Here is a 24,842-nt window from a genome sequence, read left to right on the forward strand (position 1 = left end):
TGGCGCGGGGGGTTTATCCCATCACCCCAACCCTCTCCCCGAGGAGAGGGAGTCGTCCGAAGTGACGGCAAACCTGAGTGCCGGATGGAAGCTCCAGACTTTCCGAGCCTGCCGAACGGTCCCCTCTCCCACTGGGAGAGGGTTAGGGTGAGGGCAGCCCGAGCGCCGGACCACCCAGCCCGAAACATCAGATCGCCGTCGCCCCGCCATCCACCGGCAGCGCGATACCGGTGGTGAAGCCGGCATTGTCGCTGCACAGGTACAGCACGGCAGCGGCAATCTCCTCGACACGGCCGACACGTCCCACCGGGTGCATGGCGGCGGCGAACTCGGCCTTCTTCGGATCGGCCTCGTAGGCGCGGCGGAACATGTCGGTATCGATCACCGCCGGGCACACGGCGTTGATCCGCACCTTCTTCTTCGCGTATTCGATGGCGGCGGACTTGGTCAGGCCGATCACCGCATGCTTGGAGGCAGCGTAGATGCTCATCTTCGGCGCGGCGCCCAGGCCGGCCACCGAGGCGGTGTTGACGATGGCGCCGCCACCCTGGGCGAGCATCACCGGAATCTGGTGCTTCATGCACAGCCAGACACCCTTCACGTTGACCCCCATGATGGCGTCGAACTCGCTTTCCTCGCCCTCGGCCAGCCGGCCCTTCTCGATCTCGATACCGGCATTGTTGAAGGCGTAGTCCAGGCGACCGTATGCGGCTACTGTACCTTCCACCAGCGCCTTGACCTCGGCATCGCGGGTCACGTCGCAACGGATGAAGGTGGCGTCGCCGCCCGCCGCGCGGATCAGCTCGACGGTGGCCTCGCCGCCCTTGGCGTCGACGTCGGAAACCACGACCTTCACGCCCTGCTGGGCAAAGGCCTGGGCGGTGGCGCGGCCGATGCCGTTGCCGGCGCCGGTGACCAGGGCGACCTGGCCGGAAAGCAGCTGACTCATGAGCGAACCTCGAAGCGGTGTGGGAATAACCGTCGCAGTCTAGCCAGCCACCCGAGTAGGCGAAGCACTATCAGGCGGCGCATGGGCGATGCATCCATATCAATGATGATGCCTTCGATGCCAGATCACTCAGACCGATAAGTGATCATTCCTCCGGCGGACGGAGCTTGCCGCCACCGGCTGCGAGGACTATCACCTATGGCTTTCCCCTCATGAGTTCACTGCCATGACCGCCCAGATCAATCGCCAGTTCCAGCTCGCCCAGCGCCCGGTCGGCGCCGCCACCCGCGACACCTTCGCCTACGTGGAAACCGCGGTCGGCGAGCCCGGCCCCGGCCAGATCCTGGTACAGAACCAGTACCTCTCGCTGGACCCGGCCATGCGCGGCTGGATGAACGACGCCAAGTCCTACATCGCCCCGGTGGCCATCGGCGACGTGATGCGCGCCCTGGGCGTGGGCAAGGTGATCGCCTCGCAGCACCCGGACTTCAAGGTCGGCGACGAAGTGAACGGCGCCCTCGGCGTGCAGGACTACTTCCTCGGCGAGCCCAAGGGCTTCTACAAGGTCGACAGCCAGCGCGCACCGCTGCCGCTGTACCTCTCGGCACTGGGCATGACCGGCATGACCGCCTACTTCGGCTTCCTCGACGTGGGTCAGCCGCAGGCAGGCGATACCGTGGTGGTCTCCGGCGCCGCCGGGGCGGTGGGCAGCGTGGTCGGGCAGATTGCGAAGATCAAGGGCTGCCGGGTGGTGGGCATCGCCGGTGGCGCGGACAAATGCCGCTACCTGGTGGAGGAGCTGGGCTTCGACGGCGCCATCGACTACAAGGCCGAGGACGTCAACGCCGGCCTCAAGCGCGAGTGCCCCAAGGGCGTGAACGTGTTCTTCGACAACGTCGGTGGCGACATCCTCGACGCCGTGCTGGCCCGCCTGGCGCCCAAGGCGCGGGTGGTGATCTGCGGCGCCATCAGCCAGTACAACAACAAGGAAGCGGTGCGCGGCCCGGCCAACTACCTGTCGCTGCTGGTCAACCGCGCGCGTATGGAAGGCATGGTGGTAATGGACTACGCCAACCGCTTCCCGGAAGGCTTCAAGGACATGGCGACCTGGATCGCCGAGGGCAAGCTCAAGTCGAAGGAAGACATCGTCGAGGGACTGGAAACCTTCCCCGAGACCCTGGCGAAACTCTTCAGTGGGGAGAACTTCGGCAAGCTGGTCTTGAAGGTCTGACGGACAGGAATGCAGGGCGAATAACGTTGGACGTTATCCGCCGACTCACCTTGGTTTCACCGCGCTCCGGGTTCAGCCACGAAGCCCATGTCCATGCCCGGCGTATCGGCGTACAACCGCGAACGGTTGTACGCCCTACGACGAGCCCCGATCCCTCTATCTCACTGATTTTCGACAAGCCCCGCCCCCCTATTCCATCTAAGCTTGCTCCTTGGTCGTCCCCAAGGAAGATTCACCGATGCCCCTCGCCCAATGGCTGCCCGGTCTGCACAGCCTGTTGCACTATCGCCGTGACTGGCTGACCCGCGATATCCAGGCCGGCCTCTCGGTCGCCGCTGTGCAGATTCCCACCGCCATCGCCTACGCGCAGATCATTGGTTTCCCCGCCCAGGTCGGGCTCTACGCCTGCATCCTGCCGATGCTGATCTACGCCCTGGTGGGCAGCTCGCGGCAGTTGATGGTCGGCCCGGACGCCGCGACCGCCGCCATGGTCGCCGCTGCGATCACTCCGCTGGCGGCCGGTGACCCGCAACGCCTGTTGCAGTTGTCGATGATCGTCGCGGTGATGGTCGGCGCGCTGTCCATCGCCGCCGGTTTCGCCCGCGCCGGCTTCGTCGCCAGTTTCCTCTCGCGGCCCACGCTGGTCGGCTATCTCAACGGCATCGGCCTGAGCCTGATCGCCGGCCAGCTCGGCAAGCTGCTGGGCTACCACAGCGAAACCAGCGGTTTCATCCGCGGCCTGGTCGCCCTGCTGCGCAACCTGGAGGCCACCCACCTGCCGACGCTCGCCCTGGGCTCGTCCACGCTGCTGCTGATGATCGTCCTGCCGCGCTTCTACCCGAAGATCCCCGGTGCCCTGGTCGGCGTGCTGTTCGCCACCCTGGCGGCGGCACTGCTGGGGCTCGACCAGTACGGCATCAAGCTGCTCGGCGAAGTGCCCCAGGGCCTGCCCACGCTGACCCTGCCGCACACCACTATCGAGGAGATGGGCAGCCTGTTCCGCGATGCCATGGGCATTACCATCATCAGTTTCTGCAGCGCCATGCTCACCGCGCGCAGTTTCGCCGCCCGCCACGGCTACAGCATCGATGCCAACCATGAGTTCATGGCGCTGGGCATGGCCAATATCGGCGCCGGGATTTCCCAAGGCTTCGTGATCAGCGGTGCCGACTCTCGCACCGCGGTGAACGACATGCTCGGCGGCAAGAGCCAGATGGTCGGGGTCGTCGCCGCCCTGGTGATCGGCCTGATCCTGCTGCTGTTCAGCAAGCCGCTGGGCTGGGTGCCGGTGCCGGCGCTGGGCGCAGTGCTGCTGATGGCCGGCTGGGGCCTGATCGATTTCCGCGCCCTGCGCGGTTTCTGGAACCTGAGCCGGTTCGAGCTGGCCCTGTGCGTGCTGACCACGGTGGGCGTGCTCAGTGTCGGCGTACTGCCGGGCATCTTCGTCGCCATCATGCTCGCCCTGCTGCGCCTGCTCTATCTCACCTATCGGCCCCACGACGCGGTGATGGGCTGGGTGCACGGCATCGACGGCCAGGTGGAGCTGGAGCAGTACCCCAACGCACACACCCTGCCGGGGCTGGTGATCTACCGCTTCGATGCGCCGCTGCTGTTCTTCAACGCCGATTACTTCAAGCAGCGCCTGCTGGAAGTGGTGGCCCAGGCGCACCAGCCACGTGCGGTGCTGCTCAACGCCGAGGGCATCCTCAACCTGGACATCAGCGGCCTGACGACCTTGCGCGAAGTGCAGCAGACCCTCGATGCCCAGGGCGTGCACCTGTCCCTGGCGCGGGTCACCGGCGAGACGCTGGCGATGCTCAAGCGCTCCGGGGCGCTGGGCGAGGTGAAGCCGCCGCTGGTGTTCAGCTCGGTGCGCGCCGGGGTCAACGCCTACAAGCGCTGGCACCGCCAGCGCAAGGCGCAGGACACCTGGAATCAGCCCTCAGAGCCGAAACTGCCCGACCAGCCCCTGTAGTTCGCGGCTGAGCTGCGCCAGCTCGACGCTGGAGGAAGCGGTGGACTCCATGGCCTGAGCCGATTCGTCGGCGATGCCTCGGATGCTGGTGACGCTGCGACTGATCTCCTCGGCCACCGCGCTCTGCTGCTCGGACGCGGCGGCGATCTGCTGGTTCATCTGGTGGATCACCGCTACCGCCGAAGCGATGGTGCCCAGCGCCGCCTCGGTCTGCACCGCATCGCCAACGGTCATTTCCACCAGCGCATGGCTGCGCTGCATGCGCTGCACCGAGGTGGCGGCGTCGCTCTGCAAGGACGTGATCAGGCTTTCGATCTCGGCGGTGGATTGCTGGGTTCGCCGCGCCAGGGCTCGCACCTCATCGGCGACCACGGCGAAGCCGCGCCCCTGCTCGCCCGCCCGCGCTGCCTCGATGGCGGCATTGAGGGCCAACAGGTTGGTCTGCTCGGCGACGCTCTTGATCACATCGAGCACGCTGCCGATATTCTGGCTCTCGCGGCCGAGTTGTTCGATGCTCTGGGTGGCGGTACGCACCGCATCGGCCAGTTGTTCAATGCGGCCGAGAGTCTGGCGTACCACTTCCTGCCCGCTGGCCACCTTGCCATCGGCCTGCTCGGCGGAGCTGGCGGCCTCTTCGGCGTTGCGCGCCACGTCGTGCACCGTGGCCGCCATCTGGTTCATCGCGGTGGCCACCTGGTCGGTCTCGGCCTTCTGCGTGTTCACCCCGAGCTGGGTGCGCTCGGTAACGCCGGACAGCGCCTGCGCCGACGCAGTGATCTGCCCGACGCCGTCGCGCAGACGGCTGACGATACCGCGCAGGCTGTCGGCCATGCTCGCCACGGCCAGCATCAGTTGCCCCACCTCATCCTTGCGCCGCACCTCGATGGTCGCGCTCAGGTCGCCCTCGGCGATGCGACTGGCCATGCCGATCACCTGGCGCAGCGGGCGCACGATCATCCAGGTGATCAGCAGCGCTGCCAGCGCCCCCACCAGCAGCGCCAGCGCCGCCGAACCGAGGATCAACCCGGCGTTGGTGCGCAGCCCGGCAAGCATGGCCGACTGCTGCGCAGCGTAGGCGTCGTCCACGCGCTGCATGACCTGGTCCGCGCGCTCACGCATCTGCGCGTGCACCTGTTTTTCCTGCTCCAGGGCGGCGGTGTACTCGTCGAGTTTCTCGACGAAGGCGTTGATATTGGTGACCACGTCCTTGAGCACCGTCACATAGGTCGGATCGGTGATGCTCGCCTGCAATTTGCTGGAAAGCTCCAGAGCCTCGGCGGCGGACTTGATACGACCATCCGTGGGTTTCTCCTCGCCACCCGATTCCAGGCGCGAGCGGGCTTCGTTGAGCCCCTGCAACACCAGGCGGGACAACTGGCTGACCTGGCCGGCCTGCTGCAACAGTTCTTCGCCTTTCTGCCCCTGGGATTCCTTCAGCTCATAGGCGCCATCATCGGCGAGGCTCGATTGCAGGATATCCAGGCTGTTGGACGCACCGCTCACCGACCAGCTCGCGGCATCCAGCGACAGGCGCCGGCTCTTGCTGGACTGCTCGAAGCGATCGAAGGCCGCCAGGTAGTCCGCGATGCCCTGCTCCACCTGCGTCATGGTCGCCGCCTGCTCGGGCAGCGTCTTGAGCCGTGCCACCCGTTCGCCCAGCTGCGCCGCGTGCTTGCGCAGGTCATCCGCGGCCGTGGGGTTGCCATCGAGCACGAAGTCCTTCTCGCGCAGGCGCATCTCCAGTACCGAGCGATTGATCGTCGACAGGTCGTTGAGCAGCTCGAAGCGCTGGGAGATCGAGCGCAGCGAGGCGACGCCGATCACCGCCACCAGCGCCGTCAACAACAGCACCAGGCCGAATCCGATGGCCAGTTTCTTCGCCGTTCCCATATCGGCCAGACGTCGCTGCACGAACGCAACCATGGCATCTCCCCCCAGCATGCAGGCGATCCTTCGGGACGAAGGTCTCCTGTTCGTTGTCGTCGTTTTTTCGGGGAACATTAGGAGCGTCGTCGGACGCTGGATAGAGTCCGAGACGGTGATGGCACCGTGATGCTGCTGATGGATACGTGCAGGTCGTATCCAGAACATTGATAGGAGTTTTCAGACCCAACCTGCAGATAACGCCGACAGCGCCAGCCTTGGACCCCGGGCAAATTCCGACACCTCTGTCTTAAACCGGGGTGCGCGAATGAATGCCAGCTATCGACTGATCCTGCAGCGTCCGCTTGCCGGATTCGCCGCCGAGCTGCAAATGCCGGAGCTGTACCGCGAACAGCAGCGGATCGATCCCTGGCTGAAAAAGCGCAGATTGCCGTCGATCGCACGCTTTCTCTGCCCCTTCGAGTACGACGAGACCGCAGGCGAGTTGCTCGACTGCTGGTTCGACGCCGACAGCGGCCGGCGCCTGGTACAGGCCATCCTCGATCTGCTCCGGCAACAGACGCTGGAATTCGCCGACCGCCCCGCCCTGTTGCGGGAGCTGTTCGCCCTGGGCGAGCGGCTGGACGCGGCGAGGCTCAGCGACAACCGCTGGCGCCTGGGCCTTTCATTGGATTTCGCCTGACGGCTTACTTGGGGCGAATCATGCTGAAGGTGTCGCGGGTGTAGCTGTACTGGGTTCCACCCAGGCGTCCCACCAGGTCCAGCTTCGCCGGGTCGACATGGCGCTCGTCGCGCATCACGCCGTCATCGACATGCGCCAGCAGCACGCGGGCGAAGATCAGGTAGGCGCTGGGCTTGTCCGCCGGATAGGGAATGATCTCGGCCAACTGGCACTCGAAAGCCACCGGCGCGCCGAGCACACGCGGCGGCGCAACGCGCTCGCTGGGAACGGTCGCGATGCCGGCATTCTCGATTTCGCTGACGCCGTGGGGCAGCCAGGCGGCGGTGGCGTTCATCATCTCGGCCTGGGCGGCGCTGACCAGATGGATCACCAGTTCGCCGGTTTCGCGAACATTGTGCAGGGTGTCCTTCACGCTGCCATCGCCGCGCACGCTGGTGTTGACCATCAGGGTCGGCGGCTCGTCACTGATGACCTGGAAGAAGCTGAACGGCGCGAGGTTGCTCTTGCCCTCCGCGGACAGCGTGGAAACCCAGGCGATCGGGCGCGGAGTGACGGTGGAGGCCAGCCAACGGTAGGCGTCGGCGGGCGCGAGGGTGGTGAAATCGAGTTGCATGCAAGGGTCCCCTGACTGCCGGACGGATCGGTACGTCCGTCCGCCCGGCGATTATGCCCGCGCCAGAGGCTCCCTACACGCCAGCGTTAACGTCCGGCGCGCGACTCCTTGATGTAGAAACGCGCCTTGCTGGCCTTGTCGAGGCAACCACCGTAGGACTCGACCTGTTGCTCGGTCTTGGCGGCGGTGATCAGGGTCAGCGCCTTGGAATAGCTGACGGTTCCAGCGAAACCCTCGGCCTTGGCCAGGTCCAGCTCCTTCCAGGCCGCGTTGAGTTCGCTGGCGCAGCTGTCGCGGTCGACCGTGGTGCCCGAGCAGCCGACCAGCAGCAGGCTGGCGGCGAGTGCAGCATAAAGTGCCTTCATGACGACCTCCTTGGTTGTGCAGGCGCCTTCCAGCTTAGACGGCCCTGGCCGCTCGCGCCGGACTACACTGGCTGTTCGTCCATTCCACGAGGAGCATGATCATGCTGTATCACGGAAGCTGCCACTGCGGCGGCATCGCCTTTGACGTCGAAGGCGATATCGGCGAAGTCACCCAGTGCAACTGTTCGATCTGCAGTCGGCGCGGTTCGCTGCTGTGGTTCGTGCCCCGGGACAAGCTGCGCCTGACCACGCCGGAAAGCGCCATGAGCACCTACACCTTCAACACCCACCGTATCAAGCATCATTTCTGCCCCACCTGCGGCTGCGCGCCGCTGGCGTTCGGAGCGATGCCCGACGGCAGCCCGATCGCGGCGGTCAACGTGCGTTGCCTGCCGGACGTGGATGTGAGTGGGCTGAAGGTTCGCGAGTACGATGGCAAGAGTGTGTAGCGGGCAGGACATGAGGAGCGCCTTGCAGGCGCTTATCGCGGAGAAGCTCCGCTCCTACGGGAGCAGAGCTAGCGCGCACAGAGACGCTTTGTTTTTGCCCTTGCCTTTGAGGACTTCCAGAGAAGTATCCGCACGCGCCGGAATGCCCCTTCAGGAGGCCGAGTGGAATCGGAGTTTCAGGGGTTGAGCGGCATGGATGCCGCGAGAGCGTCGTTGGGCCATGGATGGCCCATCGACGCGTGCCCCTGAAACTTCGATGGAGCGAGGGAACCCCGGCGAAGCCGGGGCCGGATGATGGGGCAAGACCTTTTGGTTCCTTTTGTGTCGTTTGACAAAAGGGACTCGCCCGAGGGGGCGAAACAAAATCTCTCAGCACACGCCGAAGCGGCGCAGAAACACCCAACCCCAATATCGGCGGATAACGCCTTAGGCGTTATTAACCCTACGGAAAGCAAGAGCATCGCGGACGGAGTCCGCTCCTACGGTTTGCCGGTTAGCACCGAGGCAGTTCTCGTAGGAGCGGATCTTATCCGCGGTCACGGGCGCAAGCCCGTCGCCCTCGCCGCAGAAAAGCAACAGGCACAAAAAAGCCACTCCGAAGAGTGGCTTTTTTCAGCGACCGATGACAGATCACTCCGGCATCTTCATCACCACACGGCCGCCGCCCGGGCAGGTTTCCATGTAGTAGTTGGCGTCGCGGTACTGGGCGAAGTCGAACACCCGGTCGATGCTCGGCTTGAGCAGCTGGTCAGCGGTCATCTGGTTGATCGCGGTCAGCGCCCGCTGCACGGCGTCGTCGTTGCGGGTCAGGCCGATCTCCGGCTGGCCGGTGAAGTCCAGCACGCAGTGACGGTAGAACTGCAGGTGCTTCTTGAAGGCCGCGCAGGCCGGGAAGGCCGCGTCGTTGCCGCCGTTGATGCCGTACAGGATCAGCTTGCCGCGCTGCGCGGCCACGTCACCCAGCAGCTTCATCTGCGGGCCGGCGCACTGGTCGAGGACGATCTCCACGCCCTCGCCCTTGGTGAAGCGCTCGACTTCCAGCACCAGGTCCTGCTCCTCGGTGTAGATGACCTTGTCCGCACCCAGCTCCTTGAGGAACGCACGGCTGTCCTCGTGGCTGGTGGTGGCGATCACCTGGGCGCCGAGCGCCTTGGCCAGTTGCACGGCCTGCGGAGCCAGGCAGTGGCCAGCCTCGGTGATCAGCACGCGCTGGCCGGGCTTGATCTGCGCCAGTTCCACCAGCGCGAAGTAGGAATACAGCAGGCCGGTGTAGTGCACGGCGGCTTCGACCGGGCTCAGTACCTCGGGATAGCGCGTCAGCGAAGTGCGCGGCAGGACGACGTGGTCGCCCCAGGCCGGGTAGAGGTTCGGCGAGTTGGCCGGGAAGCTGGCCACCGGGGTGCCGGGTTCGAGGTCGTCGACCCCTTCGCCCACGGCCTCGACGATACCGGAGAGTTCATAACCGATGCCCGCCGGCAGCTTGGCCTGATCCGGGGCGAGGTTCTGCCGCCAGAGCACATCGCGCCAACTGACGCCCAGTGCCTGGGTACGGATCAGCACTTCACCCGGCCCCGGTTGCGGGGTCGGCATTTCCTCGATCTTCAGGACCGAGGCGTCACCGAACTGGTGGAAACGGATCATGCGGGACATCACATACCTCGCCTTTTAATATCTCTATAGCCACGGACTCTATCCGGGCTTTGGGGGCGACACCACCGTTCACCGTTGATAATTGACATAAACAGCGATGATTCGGCACCGTCGCAAACCCTGACCCGACGCGGCCCGGAGGCTCTGCGACGGGTGTTTGCCGGGATACACCGGGCACTTTTGCGGCTCGATCGGGACTACACCACCGGTGTACGATTCTCGATAAAAAAGTGGAAATTGATCAAGGACTTATCTGTCAGACTTGACGCAGGTCGCTTCGGGCTTCACTTTTCCCCCATCGTAGAGGGTCTGTTGACGTTTGGACGCGGCCGCGACGGTGCCGCATTTTGCGCAGGGCAAGGCGCGAGGAGAGTGGTTTGGTCATTCCAAATGAACGACGAGTAACGCAGCGCTGCGCAAAATGCGGCCCGTCCCTTCGGGTTGCGCGGCAAATCACGCCATGCGTCGTTGCGGGACTTGGAAAGGGAATGACCATTTCCTGCGTCCCGCGCCTAGCCTGGCGTGATTTGACGCAGCAACGCGGCTCGCGTCAAAACGTCAACAGACCCTAGGTGTCCCCATGAATCGCAACGACCTTCGCAAGGTTGACCTCAACCTGTTGATCGTTTTCGAGACGTTGATGCACGAGCGCAGCGTGACCCGCGCGGCCGAGAAGCTGTTCCTCGGCCAGCCAGCGATCAGCGCGGCCCTGGCACGCCTGCGCAGTCTGTTCGACGACCCGCTGTTCGTCCGCACCGGACGCAGCATGGAGCCCACCGCGCGGGCCCAGGAAATCTTCGGCCACCTCTCCCCGGCGCTGGACTCCATTTCCACCGCCCTGAGCCGCGCCGCCGACTTCGATCCGGCCACCAGCAAGGCGGTGTTCCGCATCGGCCTGTCCGATGACGTGGAATTCGGCCTGCTGCCGCCGCTGCTGCGCCGCCTGCGCTCCGAAGCGCCGGGCATCACCCTGGTGGTGCGCCGCGCCAACTACCTGCTGATGCCGCAGCTGCTGGCCTCCGGGGAAATCTCCGTGGGCGTGAGCTACACCGATGAGCTGCCGGCCAACGCCAAGCGCAAGACCCTGCGCCGCAGCACCTGGAAGGTCCTGCGCGCCGACTCGATCCCCGGCGCCCTGACCCTCGACGATTACTGCGCGCGCCCGCACGCGCTGGTGTCCTATGCAGGCGACCTGGACGGCTTCGTCGACCAGACCCTGGCCGAGATGGACCGCAAGCGCCAGGTGGTGCTGGCGGTGCCGCAGTTCGTCGGTCTCGCCCAGCTGCTGGCCGGCACCGACATCATTGCCACCGTGCCCGAGTACGTGGCGCAGGCACTGACCGCCAGCGGCGGCCTGCGCGCCGACGAACCGCCCTTCCCCACCCGCCTGGCCGATCTGTCGATGGTCTGGCGCGGCGCCCAGGACAACGACCCGGCTGAACGCTGGCTGCGCTCGCGCATCACCATGTTCGTGGGCGACCCTGACAGCCTCTGACTTCCAGAACGCGTAACTCTCCCTGTAGGAGCGAGCTTGCTCGCGAACCCTCATCGCATGGCGCGTCCGGTGAAAAGAGCTTCGCGAGCAAGCTCGCTCCTACGAAGAGCCCCCTCCGGGCAAATCCCGTGCCCGCTTCTTCTATCTATTCGTGCGCATAGTGCAAAGGCATTTATCACTCCACGTGATAATCAAAATTTGCTCGTTCGATTAGTTCCCAGGCGTCCCCGAACGCAGACTCCGCTCCATCAGAAGTCCCAAAACCAATTAGAACGCCGGAGTCCTTTCCATGGAGCGAAATCTCAAAACCTTGCGTATTCCGTTGGCGCTCGCCGCCGCGCTGGTGCTCAGCGCATGCGGTAAAGGCCAGGATGCGGCGCAGAACATGCCCGCGCCCAAGGTCAGCGTGGCGGAAGTCATCGAACAGTCGATCAACGAATGGGACGAGTTCACCGGCCGCCTGGAGGCTCCGGAATCCGTCGAACTGCGTCCGCGCGTCTCCGGCTACATCGACCGCGTGGCCTTCCGCGAAGGCGCGCTGGTGAAGAAAGGCGACCTGCTGTTCCAGATCGACCCGCGCCCGTTCGAGGCCGAGGTCCATCGCCTGGAAGCGCAGCTGCAACAGGCCCGTGCCAACCAGACCCGCACCGTCAACGAAGCCGCCCGTGGCGAGCGCCTGCGCGCCACCAACGCCATTTCCGCGGAGCTGGCCGACGCCCGCAGCGCCGCCGCCACCGAGGCCAAGGCCGTGGTCGCGGCGACTCAGGCGGAACTGGACAACGCCCGCCTGAACCTGTCGTTCACCCAGGTCACCGCGCCCATCGACGGCCGCGTCTCCCGCGCCGAAGTGACCGCCGGCAACCTGGTGAACAGCGGCCAGACCCTGCTTACCACCCTGGTCTCCACCGACAAGGTCTACGCCTACTTCGACGCCGACGAGCGCGTCTACCTGAAGTACATGGACCTGGCCCGCAAGGGTGGCCCCGACGCCCGTGGCAGCAGCCCGGTGTACCTGGGCCTGACCGGCGAGGACGGCTTCCCCCACGAAGGCAAGCTGGACTTCCTGGACAACCAGGTGAACCCCAAGACCGGCACCATCCGTGGCCGCGCCGTGTTCGACAACGACGGCAACCAGTTCACCCCCGGCCTGTACGCCCGCATCAAGCTGGTCGGCAGCGGCACCTACCCCGCCGCGCTGATCAAGGACGACGCGGTCGGCACCGACCTTGGCAAGAAGTTCGTGCTGGTGATCGACAAGGACAGCAAGGTGCAGTACCGCAGCATCGAACTGGGCCCGAAGCTGGAAGGCCTGCGCATCGTCCGCAACGGCCTGGCCAAGGGCGACCGCATCGTGGTCAACGGCCTGCAGCGGGTCCGCCCCGGCGCCCAGGTCGACGCGCAGAGTGTCGAGATGGCCAGCCAGGCCACCCTCGCCACCCTCGCCCGCCAGCGCCAGGCCCTGGCCCAGAGCGAAGCGCCGAAGGTCGCCGAGAAATCCGCCAGGCCGAGCGCCCCGCGCGGCTGATCACAACCCGCAATCCATGAACTGACGTACCAGGCCCTGTCCCACCAGGGCCTCGGGTGACCTTTGTCCCGGGTTTGGCGAACCATGCGTTCGCGACAGGAACCAGCCATGAACTTTTCGCAATTCTTCATCCAGCGGCCGATCTTCGCCGCCGTGCTTTCGCTGATCATCCTGATCGGCGGAGCCATCTCGCTGTTCCAGCTACCGATCAGCGAATACCCCGAAGTGGTGCCGCCCACCGTGGTGGTCCGCGCCAACTTCCCCGGCGCCAACCCCAAGGTGATCGGCGAGACCGTCGCCGCGCCCCTGGAACAGGCCATCACCGGCGTCGAGAACATGCTCTACATGTCCTCGCAGTCCACCGCCGACGGCAAGATGACCCTGACCATCACCTTCGCCCTGGGCACCAACCTGGACAACGCGCAGGTGCAGGTGCAGAACCGCGTGACCCGCACCGAGCCCAAGCTGCCGGAGGAAGTCACCCGCATCGGCATCACCGTCGACAAGGCCTCGCCCGACCTGACCATGGTCGTGCACCTGACCTCGCCGGATAACCGCTACGACATGCTCTACCTGTCCAACTACGCCATCCTCAACATCAAGGACGAGCTGGCGCGCCTGGACGGTGTGGGTGACGTGCAGCTGTTCGGCATGGGCGACTACTCCCTGCGCGTGTGGCTGGACCCGAACAAGGTGGCCTCGCGCAACCTCACCGCCAGCGACGTGGTGCAGGCCATCCGCGAACAGAACCGCCAGGTCGCCGCCGGCTCCCTCGGCGCGCCGCCCGCGCCCAGCGCCACCAGCTTCCAGTTGTCGATCAACACCCAGGGCCGCCTGGTCAACGAAGAAGAGTTCGAGAACATCATCATCCGCAGCGGCCCGGACGGCGAAATCACTCGCCTGAAGGACATCGCCCGCGTCGAGCTCGGTTCCAACCAGTACGCACTGCGCTCGCTGCTGAACAACCAGCCGGCCGTGGCCCTGCCGATCTTCCAGCGTCCCGGTTCCAACGCCATCGCCATCTCCAACGAGGTGCGCGAGAAGATGGCCGAGCTGAAGAAGAACTTCCCCCAGGGCGTGGACTACTCCATCGTCTATGACCCGACCATCTTCGTTCGCGGCTCCATCGAAGCGGTGGTGCACACCCTGTTCGAAGCCCTGATCCTGGTGGTGCTGGTGGTCGTGCTGTTCCTGCAGACCTGGCGCGCCTCGATCATCCCGCTGGCCGCCGTACCGGTGTCGCTGATCGGCACCTTCGCGGTGATGCACGCCTTCGGCTTCTCGCTCAACGCGCTGTCGCTGTTCGGCCTGGTGCTGGCCATCGGCATCGTGGTGGACGACGCCATCGTGGTGGTGGAGAACGTCGAGCGGAACATCGGGCTGGGGCTCACCCCCATCGAGGCGACCAAGCGCGCCATGCGCGAGGTGACCGGGCCGATCATCGCCACCGCCCTGGTGCTGTGCGCCGTGTTCGTGCCGACCGCCTTCATCTCCGGCCTCACCGGGCAGTTCTACCGGCAGTTCGCGCTGACCATCGCGATCTCCACGGTGATCTCCGCATTCAACTCGCTGACCCTGTCGCCGGCGCTGGCCGCCGTCCTGCTCAAGGGGCACCACGAGCCGAAGGACCGTTTCTCGGTCCTCCTCGACACGCTGCTGGGCAGCTGGCTGTTCCGTCCGTTCAACCGCTTCTTCGACCGCGCCAGCCACGGCTATGTCGGCACCGTCACCCGCGTGCTGCGCGGCAGCTCCATCGCGCTGATCCTCTATGCGGGGCTGATCGGCCTGACCTACCTGGGCTTCTCCAGCACGCCGACCGGCTTCGTGCCGCAACAGGACAAGCAGTACCTGGTGGCCTTCGCGCAACTGCCCGACGCCGCCACGCTGGACCGCACCGAGGACGTGATCAAGCGCATGTCCGACATCGCCGGCAAGCATCCGGGCATCCAGAGCACCGTGGCCTTCCCGGGCCTGTCGATCAACGGCTTCACCAACAGCCCCAACAGCGGCATCGTCTTCACCACCCTGAAGGACTTCGACGAGCGCAAGGGACCGGGCATGTCGGCCAACGAGATCGCCGCCGAGCTTAACAAGCAGTTCGCCGACATCCAGGACGCCTACATCGCCATCTTCCCGCCGCCGCCGGTACAGGGGCTGGGCACCATCGGCGGCTTCCGCCTGCAGGTGGAGGACCGTGGCAACCTGGGCTACGAGGAGCTCTACAGCCAGACCCAGAACATCCTCAACAAGGCCCGCGCGCTGCCGGAGCTCAACCCCATGTCGGTGTTCACCAGCTACCAGGTGAACGTGCCGCAGGTGGATGCCGCCATCGACCGCGAGAAGGCCAAGACCCACGGGGTTGCGATCAGCGACATCTTCGACACCCTGCAGGTCTACCTGGGCTCGCTGTACACCAACGACTTCAACCGCTTCGGCCGCACCTACCAGGTGAACGTCCAGGCGGACCAGAAGTTCCGCCTGGAGCCCGAGCAGATCGGTCAGCTGAAGGTGCGCAACAACCTGGGCGAGATGGTCCCGCTGGCCACCTTCATCAAGATCAGCGACACCTCCGGCCCCGACCGGGTGATGCACTACAACGGCTTCATCACCGCCGAGATCAACGGCGCCGCCGCACCGGGCTACAGCTCCGGCCAGGCGGAGGCGGCGATCGAGCGGCTGCTGAAGCAGGAACTGCCCAACGGCATGACCTACGAGTGGACCGACCTGACCTACCAGCAGATCCTCGCCGGTAATACCGCGGTGTTCGTCTTCCCGCTCTGCGTGCTGCTCGCCTTCCTGGTGCTGGCCGCGCTGTACGAGAGCTGGGGCCTGCCGCTGGCGGTGATCCTGATCGTGCCGATGACCCTGCTGTCGGCCATCACGGGGGTGATCCTGTCCGGTGGCGACAACAACATCTTCACCCAGATCGGCCTGATCGTACTGGTGGGCCTGGCGTGCAAGAACGCGATCCTGATCGTCGAGTTCGCCAAGGACAAGCAGGACGAAGGCATGGACCGCCTGAGCGCGGTACTGGAAGCCTGCCGCCTGCGTCTGCGCCCGATCCTGATGACCTCCATCGCCTTCATCATGGGCGTGGTGCCCCTGGTGCTGTCGTCCGGCGCCGGCGCCGAAATGCGCCATGCCATGGGTGTCGCAGTGTTCTCCGGGATGCTCGGCGTGACCTTCTTCGGCCTGCTGCTGACCCCGGTCTTCTATGTGCTGATCCGCCGCGTCATGGAAGCCCGTGAAGCGAAGAAACAAGCGCGTGCCACCCTGAACCACGAGGCGCATTCGGTATGAACGTGAAACTCTTCGCCCCCGCCCTGCTCGCGCTGGCCTTAAGCGCCTGCATGGTCGGCCCCGACTACCAGAAGCCGGACACCGCGCCGGCTCAACTGGACAGCAACGCCCAGGCCAAGGACTACGACCGTACGCGTTACGAAGACGCCTGGTGGAAGCAGTTCGACGACCCGGTGCTGAGCCAGCTGGTGGACCAGGCCCTGAAGGAAAACCGCGAGCTGCGCGTGGCCTATGCCCGCGTGCTGGCCTCGCGGGCGATCCGCGACGACGTTGCCAACGACCGCTTCCCCACCGTCACCAGCCGCGCCTCCGCGCAGATCGGCAAGGGCCAGGTGCCGGGGCAGACCGAGGACCGGGTCAACCAGGAGCGTTACGACCTGGGCCTGGACATGATCTGGGAAGTCGACCTGTTCGGCCGCGTGCGCCGCGAGCTGGAATCCAGCGATGCCCTGAGCGAAGCCACGGTGGCCGACCTGCAGCAACTGCAGGTCAGCCTGATCGCCGAGCTGGCCGATGCCTACGGGCAACTGCGCGGCGCGCAGCTGCGCGAAAGCATCGCCCGGAGCAACCTGGAGAACCAGCGCGAATCCCGCGACCTGACCATCCAGCTGCGTGATGCCGGCGTGGGCAATGAACTGGACGTGCAGCGCGCCGAAGCGCGCCTGGCCGCCACCGAAGCCAGCGTGCCGCAATTGCAGGCCGAGGAAGTCCGGCAGCAGAACCGCATCGCCACCCTCCTCGGCCAACGTCCGGACACCCTCTCCGTGGACCTGTCGCCGAAGAAACTGCCGGCCATCGCCAAGGCCCTGCCGATCGGCGATCCGGGCGAGCTCCTGCGTCGCCGCCCGGACATCGCCGCCGCCGAACGCCGCCTGGCCTCCGCCACCGCGGACGTGGGCGTGGCCACCGCCGACCTGTTCCCGAAAGTCAGCCTTGGCGGCTTCCTCGGGTTCACCGCCGGCCGTGGCTCACAGATCGGCTCGTCTGCCGCCAATGCCTGGGGCGTCGCCCCGAGCATCACCTGGGCAGCCTTCGACCTGGGCAGCGTGCGGGCTCGCCTGCGGGCCTCCAAGGCCGACGCCGACGCGGCCCTGGCGACCTACGAGCAGCAGGTCCTGCTGGCACTGGAAGAGTCGTCCAACGCTTTCAGCGACTACGGCAAGCGCCAGCAGCGCCTGGTCTCCCTGGTGCGCCAGTCCGAGGCCAGCCGCAACGCGGCGCAGCAGGCCGGCCAGCAGTACCGCGAAGGCACCGTGGACTTCCTCAACCTGCTGGACGCCGAACGCGAGCAACTGGCCGCCGAGGACGCCCAGGCGTTGGCGGAAGTGGACGTCTATCGCGGCATCGTCGCCATCTACAAGGCCTTGGGCGGCGGCTGGCAGCCCTCGGCCTGATAGTTCCTCTCCCGGTCGAGACGACCTCGACCCTTCCTGCCCTGCGGTCTGCGCTCCTGACCGTGGGGCTTTTTTATGGGCGCTCCCACAAACAGGACATGCCGAGGTTCCGGAATCTGTCAGATGCCGGTGCGTTGATCAGTGTTTTCCAATGGCAATAGAAAAAGCGCCGACCAGTCCTTGGCCGCAGACTGCTGAAAAGAGGAACAGAGAACAGGCCTCCATGAGCAACGAAAGAGGAAGAGGCAGAAAAGGCCCGCCCTCCCATTCCGATGCCGCGTTACGCAAGGTCCTTGCGGATGTACGCCGTGGCGCAGCGATCCATCCGCGCCTGAGTGACCTGCTCATCCACCTGGGCTATCTCGAACGCGGCTCCTGCAGCCTGCACCTGACACTCAAGGCCTATCGGCTGCTCCGCAGCATACCCAGGCAGGCCTGAGCGGCATTACGGCTTGGGCAATCGATCCCAGGCGGCTATCATCCGCCCGCCCGGCTTTCACGGATCAAGGCAATTCGAGCAGCCGCTGGCCTAAACTTCATCTATCGGAACACTGCGACAAGGACATGCCATGGACTCCATCCTCGTCACCATCGCCATCATCGTCTTCGGCATGTTCATGCTGGGGATCGGCTTCACCATCCGCGAGCGGGGCGTTGGCGTACTGCTGATGTGGATCGGCGTGCTGAGCATGCTGTCGGTCATCACCTATCGGATCTACCTGGCGACATCGGTGTAGCAGCGGGCAGCGGCCCGCTCCGCGATGTGCGCATGGACCGACCGTGGTTGGTCCAGTTCGAGCGAATGCAGCCCATACCGTAGGAGCGGACTCCGTCCGCGATGCTTTCGCTCTTCGTAGGGCGCATAACGCCTGACGCGTTATCCGCCGTTTCTGAGGTTTGGGTGTTTCTGCGCCGCTTCGGCGTGCTCGGATGTCTCTTGTTTCGCCCCCTCGGGCGACCTCCTTTGGCAAACTACGGATGGCCGCCCCACCCAAAGGAGGCAAAGGTCTTGCCCCATCATCCGGCCCCGGCTTCGCCGGGGTGCCCTCGCTCCATCGAAGTTTCAGGGGCACGCGTCGACGGGCCATCCATGGCCCAACGACGCTCTCGCGGCATCCATGCCGCTCAACCCCTGAAACTCCGATTCCACTCGACCTCCTGAAGGGGCGCTCCGAGTGCGCGGATATTTCGCTGGAAGTCTTCAAGAGCTAGTGCAGAGCATCTTGTTCCGCGCTGCTTTTGCTCCCGTAGGAGCGGACCTTGTCCGCGAAGGTTTGCCACCGTCCCCAACGCAACCGGCTGAACACCTTGATCTGTAACGCCGGCCTTGCCGTCGAATCGCGGAGAAGCTCCGCTCCTACAAGAGCATCGCCCTACAGATGGGTATCGCTTCGCTCCACGCCATCCTACGAAAAGCAATCCAGCATGAAGCAGCCAAAGTCGCAGGCGCGCGCAGAGTCCCGTCAGGAGGCCGAGTGGAGGTATTGCGCAGAGGGGCGAGCGGCATGGATGCCGCGAGAGGACTAGGCGTCCCCGCTAAGAGGGCCATGAATGGCCCTTCTACGCCGACCCTCGGAGCAATACCGGAAGGAGGGAAGTCTTCGCGAAGCGAAGACCCGGATGCCGGGACGAGCCCTTTTGGTTCCTTTTGTGTCGTTTGACAAAAGGGACTCGCCCGAGGGGGCGAAACAAGAAGTATCCGAAGACGCTGAAGCGGCGCAGAAACACAAAGCAAAAAGCATCGCGGACAAAGTCCGCTCCTACAAGAGCCACACAGAAGCCAACCCGTAGGAGCGGGACATGTCCGCGAATGGCGCCCGTCGGGCGCCCTTGGCGATCCGCCGCTGCCCTACCGGCCCATCGCCCGCGCATAGCCCTTCGGCGAGAAGCGCAGCGTCACCCCCAGCATCGCCACCACCGACACCGCCAGCAGTATCCAGGATGCCTGGAAGGTGCCGGTGCTGTCGCGCAGCGCGCCCGTCACGTAGGGAATGATCCCGGTGACGATGAAGCCGATGCCCTGCACGAAAGCCGCCAGGCGCCCCGCCGCGCCCGGGTCGGACAGGTGATCCAGGGTCAGCGTCAGGCTCAAGGCGAAGCAGGAGCCCAGGCCGTAGCCGATCAGCGCCACCCAGAGGCCGGAGAGGTGCAGGGGCGATGCGATCAGCCCGACGAAGCCGGCGAGCTGGATCAGCAGGCACAGGCTCAGCCAGCCGCGACGATCCGACGAACCACGGCTCAGCAGCGGAATGGTCAGCGCGGCGATCACCTGGAAGATGGTCATCAGGCCGATCAGCCCGCCGCTGGCCTGGGCGCTCCAGCCCAGTTGACGGTAATACACCGGCAGCCAGGCGACCATGCTGGTGTAGCCGCCGTTGATCACCCCGAAGTACAGCGCCAGCAACCAGGCACGGCGGCTGCCGAAATAGTGCTGCACCGCCTGCCGTGGCGGCGTGGCCAGCGGCGTCTCGCGTGGGCGGGCGACCGCCCACAGCAGCAGCCCGACGATCGCCAGCAGCAGCCAGGCGCCGAGACCGTCCTGCCAGCGGTGGAAATGCTCCGACACCACCGGCGCCAGCACCGCGGCACTGCCGCCACCGGCCATCAGGGAGGCCGAATACAGTCCCATGGCCGAGGGCACCTTGTGCGGGAACCAGCGCTTGATCACCCCCGGCACGAACGCCTGGATGATCGCCACCCCGGTGCCGGCCAGTACGGCACTGGCAATCAGGGCCATGCCGCTGTCCAGCAGCAGGCGCCAGAAGCAGGCGGCGCCAATGGCCAGCAGGCCGGCGACCACGCCACGGCTTTCCCCCAGGCGCGGGCCGACCCAGGGCAAGGCCAGGGCGAACAGGCCCATGCACAGCACCGGCAACACGGTGAGCATCGAGGCGCCCTGGAAGCCCAGGCCGGTGGCGTCACGGATGTCGGTGAGCAAGGGGCCGATGGAAGTGAGGATCGGTCGCAGGTTGATGCCCAACGCGACGATCACCAGCAGGCCGATCCAGCTGGCGCGGGCCGTTTCTGCCGCCGGCACGGCGATGCTGCGACTCATTTGCCGTGCGCCTGCCAGCGCACGTAGAGCCCCTCTTCCCCGACCGGCCGCAATGGCCGCAGCGGCAGCGCCTGCTGCTGCGGCGGCAGGGTCATCTGCTGGTAGACCCTGGCGGTGGACAGGCCGAACGGCTCGCCGTCGTCGTTCGAATAGGCGAAGTACGCCGCCTCGACGCCGCACAGGTGCATGGCCGCCAGGCACATCGGGCACGGGTGGCCGCTGGCGTAGATCACGCAGCCCTCCAGGCGCGGCGTACCAAGTACGGAAGCCGCGCGGCGGATGGTCAGCAGTTCGGCATGGGCGGTCGGATCGCAGTCCAGGTGAATGGAATTGGCGGCGCGGGCGATCACCTGGCCGTCCTTGACCAGCACGGCGCCGAATGGGCGGCCGCCGGCGTCGATATTGTCACGGGCCAGTTGCAGGGCTTCGCGCATGAAGTCTTCGTGTTGCATGGCAGTTCTCTTCAAAATCGGCATGGGCTCAATGCGCGCCGGCGGCTTCCAGCATCCTGGCGATGGTGGTCTGGTTGCGCTGGCGGGCGTGTTGCAGCGGCGTGATGCCGTCGTTGTCGGCCAGGTTCAGGTTCGCCCCGGCGTTTATCAGTCGTTGCACGATGGCCTGGTGTCGCGGGCCGCCATCGCTGAGCAGGATGGCTTCGAGCAGCCCGGTCCAGCCGAGCTTGTTCACATGGTCCGGGTCGACGCCTGCGCGCAGCAGGGTGTCCACCACGTCGACATGACCGCGCTCGCACGCCGGGATCAGCGCGGTGCCGCCGTAGCGGTTGGTGCTGCGCAGGTCCGCCCCGTTGGCCAGGGTCAGCTTGAGAATCTCCAGGCGCCCCGCTGCCCCGGCCAGCAGGTAAGCGCTGTCGTGGATGCGGTTCTTCCGGTTGACGTCGGCGCCGGCGGCGATCAGCAGGCGGGCGACGGCGACACGGTCCTGGGCGGTGGCCAGGAGCAGCGGCGTGTTGCCCTGGCTGTCGGTGACGTCCACCGGCACGCCACGCCCCAGCAACGCGGCCACGTCCTCGTCGCGCCCTGCGCTGGCGGCGGCCAGCAGGGCCTCTGCCGCCGCGCGGCTGTGCACGTCCTCGGTCTGAACGGTCGGCGTGTCCATTGGCGCTCCTCTGTCATCACCAGAGGCTGTCGGGAGTAATGACACCCGTAGCGTCGCCAGACGCGGTGCAGCCCGTGGCAGGCGCGGCGAAGCGGCAACAGCCTCGAAAAGAATGTCGCTAGTATGACGAAGGGGCATTCTATGTTGAAATTAAATAGAAACATGCCATTCAGTGGGAATCGTGATGCTAGACCCCAACCTCCTACGCAGCTTCGTGATGGTGGTGGACGCCGGCAACTTCACCCGTGCCGCCGAACTGCTGCACCTGACCCAGTCCACCGTCAGCCAGCAGATCCTGCGGCTGGAGCAGAGCCTGGACTGCCGCCTGCTGGACCGCAGCCAGCGCCAGGTGCTGCCCACCGAACAGGGTGAACGCCTGCTCGGCTACGCCCGGCGCATCCTCCAGCTGGGCGGCGAGGCGCGCGAGGCGCTGAGCAGCGAGCACAGCGAAGGCGTGCTACGCCTGGGGATGCCCGAGGACTTCGCCGGCGAACGCATGATGCCGCTGCTGGCGGCCTTCAGCGTGGAGCGTCCGCGCCTGCGCCTGGAGGTCTCCAGCGGTCTCAGCCAGGAGCTGTTGCGCCAGTACCGCAGCGGCGAGCTGGATCTGGCGCTGGTCAAGCAATGGGGCGCCGACAGCGACTGCCTGGCGCACTGGCCGGAGCCGCTGGCCTGGCTGGACAGCGCCGACAACCCCGCCGCCGCCCGCGATCCGCTGCCGCTGGTGGTGTTCCCGCTCGGCGCGCTGTACCGCCAGGAGATGATCCACGCCCTGGAAGCCAGCGGGCGGCGCTGGCGCATCAGCTACAGCAGCGGCAGCCTGGCCAGCCTGTCGGCGGCGGTGGCGGCGGGGATGGGCGTCAGCCTGTTGCCGTTGCGCGGCCGTCACGCCGGACATCGACTGCTGGACGCCGCGCAAGGCTTCGCCCCGATCGACGGGCTGGAACTGGCGCTCTACGCCCGCCCCGAGCTGGACAGCGTCGGGCGTAGCCTGTGCGAACAGCTGCGCAACCTGTGCGCGCAGCTCGCCGAGGTCACGCCGTCGCGCTGATGTGGTCGATGAACTGTTCGGCGGGCACCGGCTTGCCGAACAGGAAGCCCTGCAGCGAATCGCAGCCCAGACGGGTGAGGAAGTCCTGCTGGCGCGGCGTTTCCACCCCTTCGGCGACGATCCGCAGCTCCAGCGCCTGGCCCAGGGCAACAATGGCCGAGACGATCGCTGCGTCGTCGCTGTCCTGCTCCAGGTCGCGGACGAAGCCACCGTCGATCTTCAGCTCGTTGGCCGGCAGGCGCTTCAAGTACAGCAGGCTGGAATAGCCAGTGCCGAAGTCGTCGATGGACAGGTCCACCCCCATCTCCGCCAGGCGGCCGAGGATTTCCAGGCTCGCATCGGCGTCGCGCATCGCCGTGGTCTCGGTGATTTCCAGGGTCAGGCAGTTGGCCGGCAACTGGTAGCGGCGCAGCGCGCCGGCCACCGAGTCCACCAGCCCGGCGTGGCAGAACTGCAGCGCCGAGAGGTTCACCGCCACGCGCCAGTCGCGGTAGCCCTGCGCATACCACAGGCTCATCTGCCGGCAGGCCTCGTCCAGCACCCAGTCGCCAATACCGATGATCAGGCCGGTGCGTTCGGCCAGGCTGATGAAGGTGTCGGGCATCAGCAGGCCGCGCTGCGGATGCAGCCAGCGCAGCAGCGCCTCGGCGCCCATCGGCTCGCCGCTGGCGGAGAACTTGGGCTGGTAATGCAGGACGAACTCGCGCCGCGCCAGGGCCGCGCGCAGGTCGTGGAGCAGTTGCAGGTGGTTGCGGGCGTTGGTGTTCATCGACTGCTCGAAGAAGCTGTAGCCGTTCTTGCCATTGCCCTTGGCGTGGTACATCGCGGCGTCGGCATTGCGCAGCAGCTCCTGCTGGTTGGCGCCATCGCCGGGATAGAGCGCGATGCCGAGGCTGGCGGCGATGCGCAACTCCTGGCCACTGACCTGGAACGGCTGCGCCAGCAGGCCGACCTGCTGGCTGGCGATGGTCACGGCGTCTTCCGGCTCGGCGAGCGACACCAGCAGGACGAACTCGTCGCCGCCGATGCGCGCCACCGTATCCTCGCTGCGCAGGTTGTCGCGCAGGCGGCGGGCGACATCCTTGAGCAGCAGGTCGCCGACATGATGGCCGAAGGCATCGTTGACTGGCTTGAAGCCATCCAGGTCGAGAAACATCAGTGCGAAATGCCCGCCGTTGCGCTGCACCTTGCTGATCATTTGCTCGATGCGGTCCTCCAGCAACACACGGTTGGGCAGGCGCGTCAGGTTGTCGTGCAGGGCCAGTTGGGTGAGTTCCTGGTTGGCCCGCGCCAGCGACGAGCTGAGCAGCGCGGTGCGCGACTCCAGGCGCGCATCGAGCACCGAGGTCAGCAGGGCGATACCGATCACCGCCAAGGTGACGACGATGATCAACACCGCCATCCAGTCATTGCCCAACCCACTGGGCGCCGCGCCACAGAAACTGCCCTCGGGGAAACGCGCCGCGGCCATGCCGGTGTAGTGCATGCCGACGATGGCCACGCCCATCACCAGCGCCGCGCCGCCACGCACCAGGCGCACATAGGGCGTGTTGCGACGAAGGCGGAAGGCGATGTACAGCGCCGCGCCCGAGGCGAGCACGGCGATCAGCAGGGACAGGCCAAACAGCAGTGGGTCGTAGTCGATGCCCGGCTGCATGAGCATCGCGTACATCCCCAGGTAGTGCATGCAGCTGATCCCCGCACCCATTGCCAGGGCGCCGAGCACCAGTTGCCAGGGCGGCAGGCGCTCCTGGCTGACCAGCGCCAGGGCGAATCCGGAACTGAGTACGGCGGTGGCCAGCGACAGCAGCGTGAGCGGTATGTCATAGCCCAGAGCAATGGGCAGGCTGAAGGCAAGCATGCCGATGAAGTGCATCGACCAGATACCGATGCCCATCGCCACCCCGCCGCCGCCAATCCACAGCAGCGTCGGCCAGCCCCTGGCGGTGGCGATCCGGCCGGCCAGGTCGAGGGCGGTGTAGGACGCCAGGATCGCTACACAGAGCGATATCAGGACCAGGGAGGGATCATAACTGCCAGTCAGCATGGGGACTCTCGAGGCGCGCGGTTAAGGATCGCGCAAAAGGCCCGAATTTTAGCGAAAACCC

Annotated in this window: 19 protein-coding genes; 10 read left to right on the plus strand and 9 right to left on the minus strand. The window is 66.0% G+C overall.

What is annotated here, in order from left to right; genetic code table 11:
- Positions 1 to 187 precede the first annotated feature (187 nt).
- Positions 188 to 949: an SDR family oxidoreductase gene (locus O6P39_RS17635; RefSeq protein WP_275607773.1), complete on the minus strand. Its 762-nt coding sequence runs from the start codon at positions 947 to 949 to the stop codon at positions 188 to 190.
- A 226-nt stretch (positions 950 to 1,175) separates the two neighbouring features.
- Here O6P39_RS17635 and O6P39_RS17640 point away from each other — a divergent pair, with 226 nt between their 5' ends.
- Positions 1,176 to 2,180 (plus strand): NADP-dependent oxidoreductase, encoded by a 1,005-nt coding sequence (locus tag O6P39_RS17640; protein ID WP_275607774.1) that lies wholly within the window; start codon positions 1,176 to 1,178, stop codon positions 2,178 to 2,180.
- A gap of 238 nt (positions 2,181 to 2,418) precedes the next feature.
- A complete protein-coding gene (locus O6P39_RS17645; protein ID WP_275607775.1) occupies positions 2,419 to 4,155 on the plus strand; it encodes a SulP family inorganic anion transporter in 1,737 nt (578 codons plus the stop codon).
- On the opposite strand, the gene O6P39_RS17650 is transcribed toward O6P39_RS17645, so the two are convergent.
- On the minus strand, positions 4,123 to 6,078 hold the full coding sequence (locus O6P39_RS17650) for a methyl-accepting chemotaxis protein (RefSeq protein ID WP_275607776.1): 1,956 nt from the start codon (positions 6,076 to 6,078) through the stop codon (positions 4,123 to 4,125). The genes O6P39_RS17645 and O6P39_RS17650 overlap by 33 nt on opposite strands.
- A 268-nt stretch (positions 6,079 to 6,346) precedes the next feature.
- On the opposite strand from O6P39_RS17650, the gene O6P39_RS17655 reads away from it, so the two are divergent.
- Positions 6,347 to 6,721 carry a hypothetical protein gene (locus tag O6P39_RS17655; protein WP_275607777.1) on the plus strand — a complete coding sequence of 125 codons (375 nt, stop codon included), beginning with the start codon at positions 6,347 to 6,349 and terminating at the stop codon, positions 6,719 to 6,721.
- Positions 6,722 to 6,725: 4 nt separating this feature from the next.
- On the opposite strand, the gene O6P39_RS17660 is transcribed toward O6P39_RS17655, so the two are convergent.
- Together O6P39_RS17660 and O6P39_RS17665 are read right to left on the minus strand one after the other, a co-directional pair.
- Complete coding sequence (locus O6P39_RS17660) at positions 6,726 to 7,334, minus strand: flavin reductase family protein (protein WP_275607778.1); 609 nt, start codon at positions 7,332 to 7,334, stop codon at positions 6,726 to 6,728.
- A gap of 86 nt (positions 7,335 to 7,420) precedes the next feature.
- Entirely contained in the window at positions 7,421 to 7,699 is a 279-nt protein-coding gene (locus tag O6P39_RS17665; RefSeq protein WP_275607779.1) for a hypothetical protein, read from the minus strand.
- Between the two features lie 101 nt (positions 7,700 to 7,800).
- On the opposite strand from O6P39_RS17665, the gene O6P39_RS17670 reads away from it, so the two are divergent.
- Positions 7,801 to 8,148 (plus strand): GFA family protein, encoded by a 348-nt coding sequence (locus O6P39_RS17670; protein ID WP_275607780.1) that lies wholly within the window; start codon positions 7,801 to 7,803, stop codon positions 8,146 to 8,148.
- A gap of 630 nt (positions 8,149 to 8,778) precedes the next feature.
- Here the strand turns inward: O6P39_RS17670 and O6P39_RS17675 are convergent.
- Entirely contained in the window at positions 8,779 to 9,798 is a 1,020-nt protein-coding gene (locus O6P39_RS17675; RefSeq protein WP_275607781.1) for a zinc-dependent alcohol dehydrogenase family protein, read from the minus strand.
- 580 nt (positions 9,799 to 10,378) lie between these two features.
- Between O6P39_RS17675 and O6P39_RS17680 the strand changes: the two genes are divergently transcribed.
- The 5 genes from O6P39_RS17680 to O6P39_RS17700 all read left to right on the plus strand — a co-directional run bounded on the left by O6P39_RS17680 (position 10,379) and on the right by O6P39_RS17700 (position 18,249).
- Positions 10,379 to 11,293 (plus strand): LysR family transcriptional regulator, encoded by a 915-nt coding sequence (locus O6P39_RS17680; protein WP_275607782.1) that lies wholly within the window; start codon positions 10,379 to 10,381, stop codon positions 11,291 to 11,293.
- A 289-nt stretch (positions 11,294 to 11,582) separates the two neighbouring features.
- Positions 11,583 to 12,818, plus strand: coding sequence for a multidrug efflux RND transporter periplasmic adaptor subunit MexE (mexE, locus tag O6P39_RS17685; protein WP_275607783.1), 1,236 nt, complete (start codon positions 11,583 to 11,585; stop codon positions 12,816 to 12,818).
- 108 nt (positions 12,819 to 12,926) lie between these two features.
- Complete coding sequence (locus O6P39_RS17690) at positions 12,927 to 16,118, plus strand: efflux RND transporter permease subunit (protein WP_275607784.1); 3,192 nt, start codon at positions 12,927 to 12,929, stop codon at positions 16,116 to 16,118.
- Positions 16,115 to 17,512 carry a TolC family protein gene (locus O6P39_RS17695; protein WP_275607785.1) on the plus strand — a complete coding sequence of 466 codons (1,398 nt, stop codon included), beginning with the start codon at positions 16,115 to 16,117 and terminating at the stop codon, positions 17,510 to 17,512. The genes O6P39_RS17690 and O6P39_RS17695 overlap by 4 nt, the downstream gene beginning before the upstream one ends.
- 569 nt (positions 17,513 to 18,081) lie before the next feature.
- Positions 18,082 to 18,249, plus strand: coding sequence for a hypothetical protein (locus O6P39_RS17700; protein WP_178119515.1), 168 nt, complete (start codon positions 18,082 to 18,084; stop codon positions 18,247 to 18,249).
- Between the two features lie 1,112 nt (positions 18,250 to 19,361).
- Here O6P39_RS17700 and O6P39_RS17705 read toward each other — a convergent pair.
- From O6P39_RS17705 to O6P39_RS17715, 3 genes are read right to left on the minus strand one after another with little or no spacing between them, the layout of a single operon-like run.
- Positions 19,362 to 20,567 (minus strand): CynX/NimT family MFS transporter, encoded by a 1,206-nt coding sequence (locus O6P39_RS17705; RefSeq protein ID WP_275607786.1) that lies wholly within the window; start codon positions 20,565 to 20,567, stop codon positions 19,362 to 19,364.
- Entirely contained in the window at positions 20,564 to 21,019 is a 456-nt protein-coding gene (locus O6P39_RS17710; protein ID WP_275607787.1) for a nucleoside deaminase, read from the minus strand. The genes O6P39_RS17705 and O6P39_RS17710 overlap by 4 nt, the downstream gene beginning before the upstream one ends.
- Positions 21,020 to 21,047: 28 nt before the next feature.
- Positions 21,048 to 21,683 (minus strand): ankyrin repeat domain-containing protein, encoded by a 636-nt coding sequence (locus O6P39_RS17715; RefSeq protein WP_275607788.1) that lies wholly within the window; start codon positions 21,681 to 21,683, stop codon positions 21,048 to 21,050.
- Between the two features lie 184 nt (positions 21,684 to 21,867).
- On the opposite strand from O6P39_RS17715, the gene O6P39_RS17720 reads away from it, so the two are divergent.
- Positions 21,868 to 22,734 carry a LysR substrate-binding domain-containing protein gene (locus tag O6P39_RS17720; protein ID WP_275607789.1) on the plus strand — a complete coding sequence of 289 codons (867 nt, stop codon included), beginning with the start codon at positions 21,868 to 21,870 and terminating at the stop codon, positions 22,732 to 22,734.
- Here O6P39_RS17720 and O6P39_RS17725 read toward each other — a convergent pair.
- The gene (locus O6P39_RS17725) at positions 22,718 to 24,781 is read right to left on the minus strand and encodes an EAL domain-containing protein (protein WP_275607790.1); all 2,064 of its coding nucleotides are present in this window, start codon (positions 24,779 to 24,781) and stop codon (positions 22,718 to 22,720) included. The genes O6P39_RS17720 and O6P39_RS17725 overlap by 17 nt on opposite strands.
- Between the last annotated feature and the right edge of the window lie 61 nt (positions 24,782 to 24,842).

The organism is Pseudomonas sp. PSE14 (assembly GCF_029203285.1).
Taxonomy (GTDB): Bacteria; Pseudomonadota; Gammaproteobacteria; order Pseudomonadales; family Pseudomonadaceae; genus Pseudomonas.